Genomic DNA, 15,965 nt, shown 5'->3' with positions numbered 1-15,965 from the left:
TTCCGAAGATTTTGCCACCAATCGATAACAGCATAATTCCTGCAATAATAAACGCCAGCCAGATAAGTCGTTTTTCATGTGTTTTGTACACCGATATCACATCCTTCCAAATACATCTGATTCTATTGTATACCCTCTATATCACTTAATAGTTACATTTAAAACAATTTTCCGAACTATTTACCGATATCTATTTCGAACAAATGAATACCTATATAACTGAGCGAAGATGCATTTTAAAGGGAAGGCGTGAGGCATTCCCTAGTACCTTAAAGAATTCAACGGAATTCTTGTAGACAACATAGACGTAGCAAAGTAAGTGCTTGCTAATGACCAGAATATTGTGTATCGTTAATAAACTAAAGTGAGGTGAACACAATGGAATTGAAAAGAAAAGTATTAGCTTATATTACAAAAGGTGAAAATACCGAACGTGAAATTCTTGTGTTCGAGCATAAAGATAATCCTGACGCTGGCTTGCAGGTCCCTGGTGGTACAATCGAAGAGGACGAGTTATTGTTAGATGCATTATATCGAGAAATTGAAGAAGAAACAGGCATACAGCGCAGTGATTTAGAGTTAAAAGGGAAAGTGAATAAAACAAACTATTTTCCTGAACATAAGAATGTCGTATATGAAAGAAATATCTTTCACCTTGTATTTATCGGCGAAGGACATGTCAGCTGGGAGCACCGTGTATTCGGAGGCGGCGAAGACGACGGTTTGACATTTTGCCATCGCTGGGTACCCATCAACGAGCTGCCAGAACTTGCTGCCAATCAAGACCAGGCAATTGAATTTATATAAGAAAAATCGCAAGTCACCGTCCAACTCCGAAAGCATAAGTGATATGAAGGTGGACTAAGATCGCGACGCCCTGTCGCAACAAGGAGTTCAATTCCTCCCCACAGCAAAACGACTCATGATCCGAGGGGGTGGCGCCTGAAACCTAGACACTACTCCAAGGTGAAAAACTCATAATTTCTTACATTTAAAAAAATGAGCTGCGGGAATGTCCAGTTTCGGCATCCCTACAGCTCATTTTGTCCAATTTACTACATACTTAATCCTCACTACGATTTACGATTCGATTGAAGAGTCTGGTAGATCTATTCGATCCTCTTTACGTAATTCATCCATAGGAACAAACATCTCAATATGCCTGTAAAGATTTTCAAATCTTGCTGGCAATACGCCACCGAATTCTCCATCCAGATTCAGTAGGACCTTTTCAGTTGATGTCACTGTAATCTTTTCTGCTTTAGTAGAAATGACAAGTGGGTCATCAAGATGCTCTCCTCTAAGAGCAAGCGACGCAATTCTGATGAATTCTGCGATATTACATTTTTTTAAAATGAGCAGAGTAAATTTTCCATCGTTAATACTTGAACTAGGAGCTAGCTTTTCAAAGCCACCCACGGAATTCGTTAAGCCGACAAGAAACATCATCGCTTCATCCTCAAACACTTCACCGTCGTATTCAATCTTAACGTGTGTAGAATGAATAGACGGCAACATCTCTATGCCTTTTAAGTAATACGCAAGCTGACCTAGTACCGTTTTCAGTCTACTCGGGACATCATATGTCAATTCGGTCAATCTGCCGCCACCTGCAATATTAATGAAATGGCGGTCGTTCATTAAACCAACATCGACAGGTATCGTTTCGCCGCGGATGATAATATCCACCGCTTCGTTGATATCGCGCGGTATGCGTAGTGCACGTGCAAAGTCGTTTGTCGTACCCGTTGGAATAAGTCCGATTTTTGGACGTTTTTCAAAAGGACTGACGCCCGCGATAACTTCATTTAACGTGCCATCCCCACCCGAAGCGATAACAAGATCAAAACCAGATTCAACAGCATGTTTAGCTGCTATTGTCGCGTCTCCCTCACAAGTTGTCGCATGACAAGAAGTTTCATAACCGCCCTTTTCAAGCTTCTCGAGAACTTCCCCCAGATGTTTGCGGAATGCTTCGCGTCCCGACGTCGGATTGTAAATAATTCGTGCTCGCTTCATCCGAAATTCCCTCTATTCGTACATATGTTTTTTTTGTAATAAGCGTACAAAACGTTCCATTAATTAAGAAACATCATCCGCTTCGCTCGTTGTATCTACTCCATAAATCTACGATTGTTGGCACTTAAGATTGCTTTTGCAATACCGGTAGAAAATTTTTACGGATGTCCTCGTATACAGTCAGCCAAAGTTCAGGCTTAGATGAATATTCTGCTGTAATCCGTTCAATGAATGCCTGCTGTTTTTCTTTGTACTCTGGTGAATCCGCTGATGGCAAGTCTTTGCGCAGTTCCAAAACATACTCTTGAATTGCAGCTGCTCGCGGGCCCCATTTCGCCTCTACTTCCCCATTTTCATCCAGCAATAAGTATACAGGAATCGACCTGCCACCGTTTGTCAGATGTTTGTCTATTAAGTCCGGATCTGCATCACGGTATGCCGTACGTACGTCAAGTTCCGCTGCTTCCGCTATTCTTCGAAGTACCGGGTTATTCATCATTGCGTCTCCGCACCAGTCTTCTGTAATGACTAGGATATTCGGATTCTTTACTTTTAACAGCTCGATGAATTCATCGTCTGCAGGCACTTCGAATTGTTCATAAATACGAAAACTCTCTTCTTTATGTTTTTCCATCTTGTTCATATACTGTTCGAGTGAAATGGCTTCATCAAAGTATTGTTTTTCAGTTTTCATCAACTATCCACACTCCTTTACTTCAATTGTACGTCGTCCCATCTCGCGAATCAAATTACGAGACTAGAAAAAGACGCTCTGTACAGGGACTTGGAAAAGTCTTATACAGAACGTCTTGTTTAAAAATAGAAAAGAATAAGTTTTCGACTTAAAAAGGTGTCTAAGCGCCTTACGCTTTTCTAGTTACCGTTTCGCAATTTCTTCGAGAAGGATTTTATTGACGAGTGGCGGATTTGCTTGGCCTTTCGTCGCTTTCATAATTTGACCAACAAGGAAGCCAACTGCACGCTCTTTCCCGTTTTTATAATCTTCAATTGATTGTTCGTTTGCATCCAGTGTTTCAGTAACGATTGTGCGAAGCGTGCCTTCATCAGAAATTTGGACAAGTCCTTTTTCTTTAACAATGTCTGCTGCGCTTCCGCCGTTTTCAATCAATTCCTTGAACACTTTTTTAGCGATTTTCGATGAAATCGTACCATCTGTAATCAACTTAATCATACTCGCAAGTCCTTCAGATGTTAATGCCGTAGCATCAAGTTCTTTTGCCTCCGCGTTCAGATAAGCCGAAACTTCACCCATTAGCCAGTTAGATGCAAGCTTCGCATCCGCTCCAGCCGCAACAGTAGCTTCGAAGAAATCGGACATATCTTTTGTCAGTGTTAAAACCATCGCATCGTAAGCAGGTAAATCAAGTTCGTTGATATAACGTTCCTTACGAGCATCCGGAAGTTCTGGAATTTCAGCACGAACACGCGCCATCCATGCTTCGTCGATATGAATTTCTGTTAGATCCGGTTCAGGGATAAATCGATAATCATTCGCTGGACCTTTGACACGCATTAGAAGTGTTTTACCCGTTGCTTCATCGTAACGACGTGTTTGCTGTTCGATTTTACCGCCGGATAATAAAACTTCTTCTTGACGATCTACTTCATATGCAATTCCTCTGCGTACAAAGTTGAATGAGTTCAAGTTTTTCAATTCCGTTTTCGTACCGAACTCTTCTTGCCCAAACGGACGGATAGAAATGTTGGCGTCACAACGGAGTGATCCTTCTTCCATGCGGACATCGGAAACACCTGTGTATTGGATGATTGCTTTCAATTTTTCAAGGAATGCATACGCTTCTTCTGGAGAACGGACATCGGCTTCTGTAACAATTTCAATAAGTGGTACCCCTTGGCGGTTTAAGTCGACAAGAGAGTGACCTTCATCAGAATGTGTCAATTTCCCTGCATCTTCCTCAAGGTGCACGCGTTCAATACGGATCTTTTTCTTTTTACCGTCAACTTCGATTTCGACCCAACCGTTTGCACCGATTGGACGATCATCTTGAGAGATTTGGAAGGCTTTCGGATTATCGGGATAGAAGTAATGCTTACGATCGAAACTAGTGATAGGTGCAATTTCACAGTTAAGTGCCATTGCAGCTTTCATACCAAAATCTACTGCAAGTTCGTTCATCACCGGTAATACACCTGGATAAGCTAAGTCGATAACATGGATGTTCATGTTAGGTTCCGCACCAAAATGTGCATGAGCCGGAGACATAATTTTCGTTTCGGTTTTAAGTTCAACGTGGACTTCAAGTCCAACTACTGTTTCAAAGTTCATTATTATTTCCCCTCCCATATGACTGGAGTTTGTGTGTGGAAATCAGTCGCTTGTTCGTAAGCATGCGCCACTTTGTAGAGTGTCGCTTCATCATAATGCTTCCCGATGATTTGAAGACCCAGTGGAAGCCCATTCGAAAATCCACAAGGCACTGAAATTGCCGGTACACCCGCAAGGTTAATCGGAACTGTCAAAATATCGTTTGCATACAGCGTCAACGGATCTTCGAGTTTTTCACCAATCTTATAAGCCGTTGTCGCAGATGAAGGTCCGATGATTACATCGTATTTCTCAAAAAGATTCGCGAAGTCTTGCGCGATGAGTGTACGTACTTTTTGAGATTTCACATATAAACCTCCGTGTTGAGCTGCACCTAATGAATACATACCGAATAAAATACGTTTTTTCACTTCATCGCCAAAAGCTTCAGAACGTGTACGCGCGTAAAGTTCTTCAAGATCTTTGACGCCTTCAGCACGATAGCCGTAACGAATACCGTCAAAACGAGCAAGATTCGATGATGCTTCAGAAGATGATATGACATAGTAGACTTCAGATGCATACTTCGAATGCGGAAGTGAAACTTCTTCCCACTCGGCACCAAGTGATTCGAGCACTTTGAGCGCTTCCATCACTGCATTTTTCGCTTCTACGGATACGCCTTCACCTATATACTCTGCTGGAACACCGATTTTCAAGCCTTTGATGTCACCAGTTAGCGCAGCTCTGAAATCAGGTACTGCCTGCGGAGATGTAGATGAATCTTTTGCATCTAAACCTGCAATTGCACTTAGTAGCAATGCATTGTCTTCAACGTTGCGCGTAATCGGACCAATTTGGTCTAGTGATGATGCGAACGCAACAAGACCAGAACGTGATACGCGACCGTATGTTGGCTTCATGCCGACAACGCCACAAAATGCAGCCGGTTGACGGACAGAGCCGCCTGTATCTGAACCAAGTGCAAATGCCACTTCGCCGGCTGCAACTGCCGCAGCAGGACCGCCTGATGAGCCTCCTGGAACGTATTCGAGATTCCATGGATTATGTGTTGTCTTGAATGCAGATCGCTCTGTTGTTGAACCCATGGCGAATTCGTCCATGTTTAGTTTCCCGATTGTTATCAGTCCTGCTTCGTTGATTTTATCAACCACTGTCGCATCGTAAACTGGTACGAAGCCTTCAAGCATCTTACTTGCAGCAGTCGTAACAATTCCTTTTGTGACGATATTATCTTTCAGACCAATTGGTAAACCGAAAAGTGGTCCACGTCCGTCCATCGGAAGTTTGTCCAATTCTTCTGCTTTAGCAAGCGCCTGTTCTTCATTCGTCGATAGAAAAGCTTGTACCTGTCCATCCATTTTTGCAATACGGTTTAGTGATTCTTCCGTCAGTTCTTTGACAGATACTTCCCGATTATGTAATAGCGACTGAAGCTCTGTTGCCGTCTTTTTGAATAACGTCATTTTTCTTCCTCCTTAAATCCATTCATCAAAGGATAGTCGGCACTTTGATTTGTCCGTCTTCGTGTTCTTTAACAGTATTCAACATCTCTTCTCTGTCAAGCGCGTCTGTCGGAATATCCTTACGCAATACATTGTAAAGCGGCAGTGGATGCGTCATTCTAGCAACAAATTCAGTGTCCACTTCTTCTAGTTTAATGGAAAATCCGATCATATCTTCGAGTTGCCCGGCAAACATTTCCGCCTCAGCGTCTGACATAGCAAGCCTTGCAAGACCTGCGTGACGTTTCACTTCATCTATCGTCAATTGTGTCATCGTTTCTCCTCCTCTTTGAATTGTACGATTAATCATATCATCTTCCCATTATGATGAAAAGTTATGATGATTTAATAACCATAAACATGTACATACGGCTCGTCGTCATCAGCCTCTTTCACTATTAATGCTTCCGGTCCATTGACGGACGTTATACTTACTTCTGTATGAACATTCGAGAAATATTTATTAACGAGTGACGTCATATATTGCGTGAAGCCAATCGTCTCACTTGTACCGAAGAATTGGATCGGTACTTCTATGTTAAGTGATTTTAAGGTGCCGTCTTTATAAAACCCGGTGCCAATGACGTTGACAAAACTCGGGAAATAATCATCGATATCCTGTTTAAACCTATCAAATGTATTATTCATATCCCTATATTCCCCAGTCTCTGAAGTCGCTGGGAACACCACGTACTGCTCATTAACTACTTTCCATCCTGTCGGTTTCGATTGCCCCTTTTCTGCGACAGCTGTTGCGAAGTATGTACCTGGAACGATGGAGTTACGTTCTTCCTGTTTAAACAGTCCGACTACAATTGGGATATCTGATAGCCCTTCCTGTGAACGAAGACGACTAACGACCTCCTCAGCCATTTTCATACCTTGCTGTTCAATTTCCTTATCCGATAGTTCGGTCTCTTTTCCACTTCTCGAATAACTAGTTGAATTGAGTGCTAGGCCGATCGTAATACCAGCAAGGCGTACCTTTTTATCATCCGTCATAACGTGAAAGTTGTGCTCGACGATGTGAGCCAGATAGTTCGGTGCTTCTTCCGAGGCTGTATCTTCATTCATGCCTTCCTCAATGGGCGGATTCAAACCGGCTTCATCTGTAGAACTTCTTGACAACCAGCTACGAGCAGTTTCCTTGTCAATATATTGCCCTTCTTGGAATAAATGATTTTTCGGATCAAAATGCTGAGTAGAAATACGTAAGAGACCTTCCTCGGTTTCCTGCATATCGTATTTGGTATCTATATTACTGACGATAAGACCACGGCTCGCACTTTTCTTGAAAGGTAAGAGCGTCTTGTAATATTCCTCTTTCAATTGGACATCCGGTATCATGACAGTCTCTTCAATGCTTTCTTCGCTCTCCTGAATGACTTCCTTTTTCTCTGTTCCAAATGAAGGAAGACACCCTCCAAGTAGAAGAATGGCTGCAAATCCAGGTAGTATAACTAATTTTTTCATCATATAATTACTCCTTTTCGCCAAGTGCTTCAATCAACTCTGTTTCATTCCACACAGTGATTTCAAGTTCCTCGGCTTTCGCCAATTTCGAGCCGGCATCTTCCCCTGCGATCACAAGATCTGTCTTTTTACTCACACTACCGCTCACTTTTCCACCGAATGCTTCTATTTTCTCTTTTGCTTCGCCTCGGGTTAAAATGGATAGTTTTCCTGTCAGGACGACAGTTTTCCCAGAAAACAATCCGTCTGTTGGGGCGTCTTGCCGCCTGCGTCCTTTATAGGCTGTATTCAATCCGTAAGACTCCAGCTTTCGTAATACTTCAAGAACTTTTTCATTGCTAAAATAGGTCGTAATTGAATCGGCTACCTTATCCCCGATCTCGTGGATGGTTATAAGCCGCTCTGCATCGGCTGCCGTTAAATCAGCAAGTGTCCCGAACTCCTCTGCAAGTATCGCTGCCGCTTTTTCGCCTACATGACGGATGCCAAGTCCAAAGAGCATTTTTTCAAGCGAATTTTCTTTAGATGCTTCGATTGCAGTTAGTAGTTTCGAGACAGATTTTTCTCCCATGCGTTCGAGTTCAATCAATTGCTCTCTTGTCAGCGTATATAGATCCGAGACGTCATGGACAAGATCCGCCTTGTACAATAGGTCTACTACCCGTTCACCAATTCCTTCGATATTCATCGCATTGCGGGATACGAAGTGAATGATTGCTTCTTTCATCTGAGCTGGACATTGCGGATTAACACAACGAATCGCCACTTCCCCTTCGATTCGGACGAGTTCCGAATCACATACAGGACAGTTCTCAGGCATTTCAAAAGGCACTTCATCGCCAGTACGTTTTTCCACAATTGCAGAGACTACCTCCGGAATAATATCTCCTGCTTTTCGGATAATAACTGTGTCACCTATTCGAACGTCCTTCTCTTTAATGAGATCTTCGTTATGCAGAGATGCACGACCGACTGTCGACCCTGCAACTAGTACTGGTTCGAGTATCGCTGTTGGGGTAACTACACCTGTTCTACCAACACTGAGTTCTATATCCAGTAATGTTGTGACGACTTCCTCAGCAGGAAACTTATAAGCAGTCGCCCATTTAGGACTTTTCGCTGTAAATCCAAGCTGTTCCTGATCTTCGAAGTTATCGACTTTTACGACAATCCCATCGATTTCATAATCAAGAGCAGATCGGCTTTCCCCCCATATCCCAACATAGTCAATCACTTCTTCAATCGTTTCACATCTCTTGCGTTCCTTGTTCGTTTCAAATCCAAGTGCAGCGAGGTGATCCAGTGAATCTGAATGGCTATCTTGTCCATATGCACTGCCATCGCCACCGATCCCATAAACGAATATCGCTAAGTTTCGGCTCGCAGCTATTTTCGGATCGAGCTGACGAAGTGAGCCCGCCGCTGCGTTACGTGGATTGGCGAACGGCTCATCGCCAGCCTCGTCACGTATTGCATTCAATGTCATAAACGACTTCTTAGGCATATAGGCTTCACCGCGTACTTCAATAGAAGCAGTTTCTTTCAGTCTGAGTGGTATTGTCCGGATTGTTTTTAAACTAGCCGTGATATCTTCCCCGACCGTACCATCTCCGCGCGTAGAGCCTTGCACAAACTTTCCGTCGATATATCTAAGCGAAATCGCAAGTCCATCTATTTTGAGTTCACAAATATACGAAACATCGTGACCTGCTGCCGTCTTAACTCGTCTGTCAAATTCTCTTAAATCTTCCTCATTAAACGCATTGGATAGGCTTAGCATCGGGAACTCGTGAACGACTTTCCCGAATCCCTTCAATGTCTCTCCTCCTACACGCTGGGAGGGCGAATCTGGATAAATGAGGTCGGGATTTCCCGCTTCAATAGACAATAATTCCTGCATATATTGGTCATAGATTGCATCAGAAGTGAGCGGTTTATCAAGTACATAATAAGCATGACCATACTCATGAAGTAGGTTATTCAATTCTTCCACCCGTTTTTCGAGTTCAAGTCGATCCATCGATTTTTTCTCTCCTTCAGCCATCATGCTTTTTCAATTGGTGCAAATTTCGCAAGCAGGCGCTTGATGCCAACTGGATTCGGGAAAGCAATATCCAGTTCTACTTCCTCGCCTGTCCCTTTCACACTGACAACCATACCAGTTCCCCACTTTTTGTGGACCGCTTTGTCGCCCGGGCTCCATCCCATTTTGTCTCCGCCGCTCGTATTATATACAGGCTTTTTAACAGCCGATCGTACAGGTGCTTCATTTCGTGCCTTGGATCCGCCTCCAATGGAGAATCCAGAATTTTTCGAGACAATTTCCGTAATGTCATCCGAGATTTCTGCAATGAAACGCGAAGGGCTATTATAACTCGCCCGTCCATAAAGCGTGCGATAGGATGCGGAAGTTAGATAGAGTTTTTGCTCCGCACGCGTGATACCCACGTATGCAAGACGCCTTTCTTCTTCCATTTCCTCGTTATCGCCCATCGAACGTGAGTGAGGGAAAACATTTTCCTCCATCCCGATGATGAAGACAACAGGAAACTCAAGACCTTTTGCAGCATGCATCGTCATAAGGACGATTTTCTCTGTAGATTTATTTTCTTCTTTATCAAGTGAATCAATGTCTGCGATGAGCGCAAGATCTGTCAGGAATGCCACTAATGATTTGTCACCTGTATCTTCTTCTGCACGTTTCTCAAAAGCTTCCGTTACAGATAAAAACTCTTCGATGTTTTCCAGACGGCTCTCTGATTCAATCGTTTTTTCACGTTGAAGCATTTCGCGATAACCCGATTTATCAAGTATTTGCTCAACAAGTTCAGTTACCGATAAGTATTCCTGCATTCGAGTAAATCCTGCAATAAGTTCCCGGAACTTGGCAACTTCGTTTGCAGCCCTCGCCGTGATTCCCATAAAGTCAACTTCTTGTAACGCATCGAAAATAGAGCGGTCATGTTCAATCGAAAAACGTGCCATTTTATCAAATGATGTAGCACCTATACTGCGCTTAGGCTCATTGATAATCCGCGCAAGTGCAAGATCATCATCATTGTTGGAGATGAGTTTTAAATATGCAAGCAAGTCTTTAATTTCTTTCCGTTCATAGAACTTCGTGCCGCCAACAATTGTGTAATCGAGATTCGATTTAACAAGGTATTCCTCGATAACGCGCGACTGTGCGTTCGTGCGATATAGGACAGCGAACTGATCGAGCTTTAATTTCTCCTGCTCTTTCAACTCAATGATCTTACCAACAACAAACTGCGATTCATCTTTTTCGTCGCTCGCTTTGTAGACATAAATCGAATCGCCTTCTTCATTATCTGTACGTAGCTTTTTATCATAGCGACTTTTGTTATTTGTTATGACGTCATTCGCTGCTTGTAGGATTCGTTGCGTCGAGCGATAATTTTGCTCAAGCATGATCATTTCGGCATTTTTATAGTCTTTTTCAAAGGACAGAATATTGCCGATGTCCGCACCGCGCCATCTATAGATAGATTGGTCAGAATCTCCAACAACACATAAGTTTTTAAATTTAGCCGCCAGCATATTAACAAGTCTATACTGTGCGTTATTCGTATCCTGGTATTCATCGACATGAATGTATTGGAATTTGTTTTGATAAAATTCAAGGACATCCGGTACGCGTTCGAATAAGACAAGCGTCATCATGATTAAATCGTCAAAATCGAACGATTGGTTTTGGCGCAATCGCTTTGCGTAGCCATCATAGACGTCTGCAATCGTTTTTTCATAGGGGTTGTGAGAGTTGATTTGCGCGCGGTACATTTCCGCATCAATACACTCATTTTTTGCTGAGCTTATAGCATTCAGCATTGAACGTGGTTCGTACTGTTTTGCATCGAGGTTCAACGTTTTCAAAACGCTTTTAATAACCGACAATTGATCGGCTGAATCGAGAATCGAAAATGTTTTTGAAATTCCGATTCGATCACTATCTCGGCGCAAAATCCGGACACACATTGAGTGAAATGTCGAAACCCACATCCGTTCTCCCGTGCCTGCACCAAGCAATCCATCGATACGGTCACGCATTTCACGTGCCGCTTTGTTTGTAAATGTAATCGCTAAAATATTGGAAGGATAAATGTTTTTCTCAACAACGAGATAGGCAATCCGATGTGTCAGGACACGTGTTTTGCCGGAGCCAGCACCCGCCATTATAAGAAGGGCACCTTCTGTTTTTTTCACTGCACGAGCCTGTTCTGGGTTCATACCTATAAGTAAGTCTTCTGCTATTTTATTCATCTATTATCGCCCTTTCGGAACATTTGTTCTTTTATTATACACTGATTTTGTTTTAACGGGAAACCGATTTCACCGCGCCTACTGTTGACAGAGCCGCCTTGAAATCTTCATAGATGACGTTTCCGACGATAATTGTATCCGCAACTCCCGCCATTTCTTCTGCATCTTGAGTATTCTTTATGCCACCACCGTAAAAAAGACGCGTTTTTTCAAGTACGCGTGAAGCAGCTTCTACAATTTTTGGATTGCCGTACATTCCGCTGTATTCCAGATAGAAAATTGGTAATTTGAAAAGATGTTCCGCCATGCGAGCATAAGCGATGACATCCTCTTCGTCCGGAACTTCTGTCACACCGGTCAATTTCGCTGCTTTACATTCAGGGTTCATAATACAATACCCTTCCGTTTGAATTTCATCCCAGTCCATCATATGACCATATTCACGGAGCGCGGAATGGTGGAGGCCATTAATCCATTCGACTTTCGTAGAGTTAAGAACCGTTGGAATGAAATAATAATCAAAACCCGGTGTCACTGAGTCAACTGTCGAAATTTCAAGTGCAACCGGAACAGAATACCTTCTGATACGGACAAGTAAATCGAGTACGTTATCGAGTGTAACTCCATCTGATCCGCCAACGATAATCCCATCTGTTCCTGACTCTGCAAGTAATTCCAATTGTTCGTCTGTCACTGTTTTTTCAGGATCTAATTTAAAGGCATGACGCCATGTAGTGAAATCCATGTCTGACCACCCAATCTTATAATGTACGTTTCCCTAGTATACCAAAAAAACCGGACAGATTCTTTCCCTGTCCGGTTCTAACTAAAAGCGTCTAGCGACTAGAGTTTAGATAACAACTAAAATCGTCTGGCGCCTGAAGTCTAGATAACAATTTAAAGCGAAAGGCGCCTGCTCAGATGCGACAGGCATAAGACAGACCGGCGACGCGGAGCTCTATTCCGGGAAGGATGCAGTTCAATCCTTCCTAGCCGGAATGGCTTATGACCCTAGCGTCTGGCGCCTGAAGTCTAGATAACAACTTATTTATTCTCAACTTCCTCTTCATCCACTTGGGGATATAGGCGTCCAAGTACTTTTCCATAGCCGCCAGAGCCGTAATCCACACAGCGCCGCACCCTTGAAATTGTTGCAGTACTGGCACCCGTCTCACCTTGTATCTTATCGTACGTCTTCTTCATCATAAGCATTTGCGCCACTTCGAGACGTTGGGCGAGTGACTGCAATTCACTTATTGTGACGAGATCATCAAAGAATTCATAACATTCATCGAGGTCTTTTAATTCGAGCATTGCTTTAAATAATTGGTCCGTCTGATGACCACGGATTTTGTCGATCTGCATAAGTCTCCCTCTCTCTGAATGGATTTCCTAAGGGGTATATGTGACAGACGTTTCCATTCCAGGTTGAGTGGAAACGATGTGAATCCATGTTTTACCCGGAACAAGTTTCGCGGGAACACCATTTTCCATTGGTGTTAAGATTCCGTCAATATTTTCCCATTCGATTTCCTTTTCTATACCTGCATGGAACAGCATACCTTTGCCACCCGACTCAATATCAACTGACTGTCTGCCGACATTATCGATTGTACGATGAGCTGTTTCAAATATAAGTATATTAGATAGTTCCACTGGTTTTTCGTTGGATTTATCGACTGTTAAGATCCCATTTACCATTCTATTGTACGTTCCTTTTTCAGCATCATAGGAATATGTGCTTGTAAAATCTGGGTCTGTCCCATAACGAACAACAAGCATCGATGCAATATCCCCTATTTTAGCATCTTCTATCGATTCTAGGAAAGAAAAGGCCGGTATTACTGACAACTCTATCGACGAATTGGTCTTCTCCATACCCGCTAGTACATTATCCTTCGTTATATACGAATTATGTGGGGCTCTTCGTTCTTTAGATCGATTGAAAAGCGTTCCATCATATTGCATGCCGTTTATATTATCCACGAAACGATTTTGTAGCATTTGTTTGGCATCAGGGCTATACCCGTGCGCAACGTAAAATGCGTCAAGTCCTTTTGAGATTTGAACAAAGTAATCCCTCGCACTGCGGATAGGGCCGATTTCTTCAGGCAATTCACTTTGGAATAATGCCAAAAGCCTTGTGATATTGCCCTCTGCTGCAAGTTCATAGACAATATCAGCATCACTAATACCTGATTGTGGTCTTGCTAGCGGATGGTTGTTAATCGTCGCAAGAACTGCGCGACGATTACTTTCCTCTTCTGATAAAACACCAGTGAACGGTTCCTTATACAAGGTTGGGCCCTGTACGGGTTCTTCTTCAATTACTTCTTCTTGCTCTTCCTCTATCGGCTCGGGTACATCGTCGGCCTCCGCCTTCTCTTCTTTTGAACACGCCGCTAACAGCAACATTAAGATTGACATGAACAATAGCCAACCCCTCATTTTCTTCTTCATCTGTGCCCCCTATCTTCCGTTTGCCGGAACAATAATTTCTTTTTTCATAACATCGTACAGCCCCATCTGAGTGATGCGTATGTACGGCAAATGTGTTGATTGTAAGAATAGCAATGTGTAGACCGCATCGCCTTTCGTGTAGCCACGATCTGCAAGCCCCTTTTTCAATTCTAGCTCCTGTTCAATCAACTTTTGAACTGGCTCCACCGATAAACCGCCGCCAATTGCCAGTGGAAGTGTCGCGACGATTCCACCGTTTTCCGAAAGCACCATGCCGCCGCCAATTCGTTTAATTTCTTTGAAGGCATTATGCATTTCTTTTTTATCTTTGCCGATCAAGATAACATCCCCTGTATTCGAGTAAGAAGATGCAAAGCCTTGAATCCCTGTTGCAAACCCTTTAATAATTGTATTAACATGCCATTTCCCATTCCTATCGAGAAGCATGAGGAAACTTTCATCGTGATCACCCGCAAGTTTATCGCCTGATATGTCAATCGTCACATTATACGGTTTCGTAATGACGTCGTTGAGCATTTCGATTCCGATCGGGTTGTCAAATGAGAAATCTGATTCATCAAGATCGAAATTCGGTGCGAACGCTTCAACAAACGACCAATCAATTGCCGGGAAAGGTTCAGTCGGTTCATTGTCACGTTTCAACCATTTTCCTTTGGATAAAACATCCGTTGGTACTGGGTTGTATTCATGCTCCAGTATATTTAGCGTTGCATAACGACCTGTCGCAATGAATCCGTGTAAATCGGCCATATCATAATAACGCGCTACATTATATGACGCCATCTGGTATGCATCAATTGGTGGAACTCCCGCTTCAAGTGCCGCGCGGATACATTTATCCATGACGCCGTCAAGGTGAAACGAGGGGGTCGAGCCATCCGTAGTCATCATCAAGTGATCAAACACATTTAATTCTTGGTCAACAATATCTTTCATTAAATGAGGAAGATCCGGACGAATGGACGAATAGCGCAGGGTCACTCCATACCCGTGTAGTAGCCGAGATTTCACTTCTTCTACAGTCATCGATTCATGATCGCCATCTGTCCCTAGAAGACGCATCCGTGCCAGCGTCCGCTCAGAAGCACCCGGAAAATGACCTTCGATTTTCTTGCCGCCTAATTTTGCAGTACTTACGGAAGCTAACATAGAGGGTTCACCAGCCATGAGACGTGGCCAACCTGTCAATTCTCCACCCACCAACACTTCTGGACGTTCAATCCACTCTTTAATAGACGCTAGATTAAACAATTCATCCTCATTCTGCAGGATCGTCTGTGAGTCAAATCGCGCCCACCAGTAAAACGAAAACGGCAGTTTATTCAACTCATCAAGCAGCCCAAACGATGTTTCGTTATCAAGAGACATGAATAATATAAGATTGTCCGAAATGAATGTTGTTGTTCCAAGCCGCGCTGCATAATCCGCGAACGTTCGTGGGTTGTACAATTGGAACGGATGAACATGCGGTTCAATATAACCAGGAACAATTTTCTTCCCCGTAGCATCGAAGATTTCCGCGCCTGCTGTCATAGCTGGCATCTCCTTGCCAGCGTAAACAATTCGATCACCAGCAATCCAAATGTTGCCCGTCACCCATTTTTTATAGATTGAATGTAAGTACTCTGCATTGGTGATAATGAGGTCCGGCGCTTTCTTGCCGTCAATAATATGTAGTTGGGCTTTTATTGCTTTAGGCTCCCACATGCAACTCTCTCCTTTTAACTGAACTATTATACTATTTATCGTAGCATAGCAATGAGGAAATAAATAGGGAGTTCACTAGACATCTTTGAAGTTTCAAATAATCAATGAGGGGAGTTAGGGATGGGCATGTTGCTTACTTCGAAAGATACCTCTCAAAACCGTTCACGCAGTAGAGGTTTCTGCTACCTTTT

General features: G+C 43.1%; 13 protein-coding genes. 1 reads left to right on the top strand and 12 read right to left on the bottom strand.

Annotation, left to right across the window (positions count from 1 at the left end; translation table 11 throughout):
- Positions 1-378: 378 nt before the first annotated feature.
- Positions 379-807: an NUDIX hydrolase gene (locus FQ087_RS20190; protein WP_149582397.1), complete on the top strand. Its 429-nt coding sequence runs from the start codon at positions 379-381 to the stop codon at positions 805-807.
- A 273-nt stretch (positions 808-1,080) separates the two neighbouring features.
- On the opposite strand, the gene FQ087_RS20185 is transcribed toward FQ087_RS20190, so the two are convergent.
- From FQ087_RS20185 to FQ087_RS20130, 12 genes are all read right to left on the bottom strand, one after another.
- Complete coding sequence (locus FQ087_RS20185; RefSeq protein WP_149582396.1) at positions 1,081-2,019, bottom strand: diacylglycerol kinase; 939 nt, start codon at positions 2,017-2,019, stop codon at positions 1,081-1,083.
- A 124-nt stretch (positions 2,020-2,143) separates the two neighbouring features.
- On the bottom strand, positions 2,144-2,713 hold the full coding sequence (locus FQ087_RS20180; RefSeq protein WP_149582490.1) for a thioredoxin family protein: 570 nt from the start codon (positions 2,711-2,713) through the stop codon (positions 2,144-2,146).
- 183 nt (positions 2,714-2,896) lie between these two features.
- Positions 2,897-4,327: an Asp-tRNA(Asn)/Glu-tRNA(Gln) amidotransferase subunit GatB gene (gatB, locus tag FQ087_RS20175; RefSeq protein ID WP_149582395.1), complete on the bottom strand. Its 1,431-nt coding sequence runs from the start codon at positions 4,325-4,327 to the stop codon at positions 2,897-2,899.
- Positions 4,328-4,329: 2 nt separating this feature from the next.
- Entirely contained in the window at positions 4,330-5,793 is a 1,464-nt protein-coding gene (gene gatA / locus FQ087_RS20170; RefSeq protein ID WP_149582394.1) for an Asp-tRNA(Asn)/Glu-tRNA(Gln) amidotransferase subunit GatA, read from the bottom strand.
- A 25-nt stretch (positions 5,794-5,818) separates the two neighbouring features.
- The gene (gene gatC / locus FQ087_RS20165; protein WP_149582393.1) at positions 5,819-6,106 is read right to left on the bottom strand and encodes an Asp-tRNA(Asn)/Glu-tRNA(Gln) amidotransferase subunit GatC; all 288 of its coding nucleotides are present in this window, start codon (positions 6,104-6,106) and stop codon (positions 5,819-5,821) included.
- Positions 6,107-6,177: 71 nt separating this feature from the next.
- Positions 6,178-7,308, bottom strand: a complete 1,131-nt coding sequence (locus FQ087_RS20160) for a CamS family sex pheromone protein (RefSeq protein WP_370456100.1) — start codon at positions 7,306-7,308, stop codon at positions 6,178-6,180.
- Between the two features lie 4 nt (positions 7,309-7,312).
- Positions 7,313-9,325, bottom strand: a complete 2,013-nt coding sequence (ligA, locus tag FQ087_RS20155) for an NAD-dependent DNA ligase LigA (protein ID WP_149582392.1) — start codon at positions 9,323-9,325, stop codon at positions 7,313-7,315.
- A 23-nt stretch (positions 9,326-9,348) separates the two neighbouring features.
- Positions 9,349-11,586: a DNA helicase PcrA gene (gene pcrA / locus FQ087_RS20150; protein WP_149582391.1), complete on the bottom strand. Its 2,238-nt coding sequence runs from the start codon at positions 11,584-11,586 to the stop codon at positions 9,349-9,351.
- Between the two features lie 52 nt (positions 11,587-11,638).
- Positions 11,639-12,331, bottom strand: a complete 693-nt coding sequence (pcrB, locus tag FQ087_RS20145; RefSeq protein WP_149582390.1) for a heptaprenylglyceryl phosphate synthase — start codon at positions 12,329-12,331, stop codon at positions 11,639-11,641.
- Positions 12,332-12,630: 299 nt separating this feature from the next.
- Positions 12,631-12,951, bottom strand: a complete 321-nt coding sequence (locus FQ087_RS20140; RefSeq protein WP_149582389.1) for a YerC/YecD family TrpR-related protein — start codon at positions 12,949-12,951, stop codon at positions 12,631-12,633.
- 27 nt (positions 12,952-12,978) lie between these two features.
- A complete protein-coding gene (locus FQ087_RS20135; RefSeq protein WP_255452476.1) occupies positions 12,979-14,046 on the bottom strand; it encodes a DUF3048 domain-containing protein in 1,068 nt (355 codons plus the stop codon).
- 9 nt (positions 14,047-14,055) lie between these two features.
- Entirely contained in the window at positions 14,056-15,774 is a 1,719-nt protein-coding gene (locus FQ087_RS20130; protein WP_149582388.1) for an adenine deaminase C-terminal domain-containing protein, read from the bottom strand.
- Positions 15,775-15,965 lie beyond the last annotated feature (191 nt).

This window comes from Sporosarcina sp. ANT_H38 (assembly GCF_008369195.1).
GTDB lineage: Bacteria > Bacillota > Bacilli > Bacillales_A > Planococcaceae > Sporosarcina.
The sequence above is the reverse complement of the archived record's forward strand: the minus strand, read 5'-3'. Positions and strand labels throughout refer to the sequence as shown.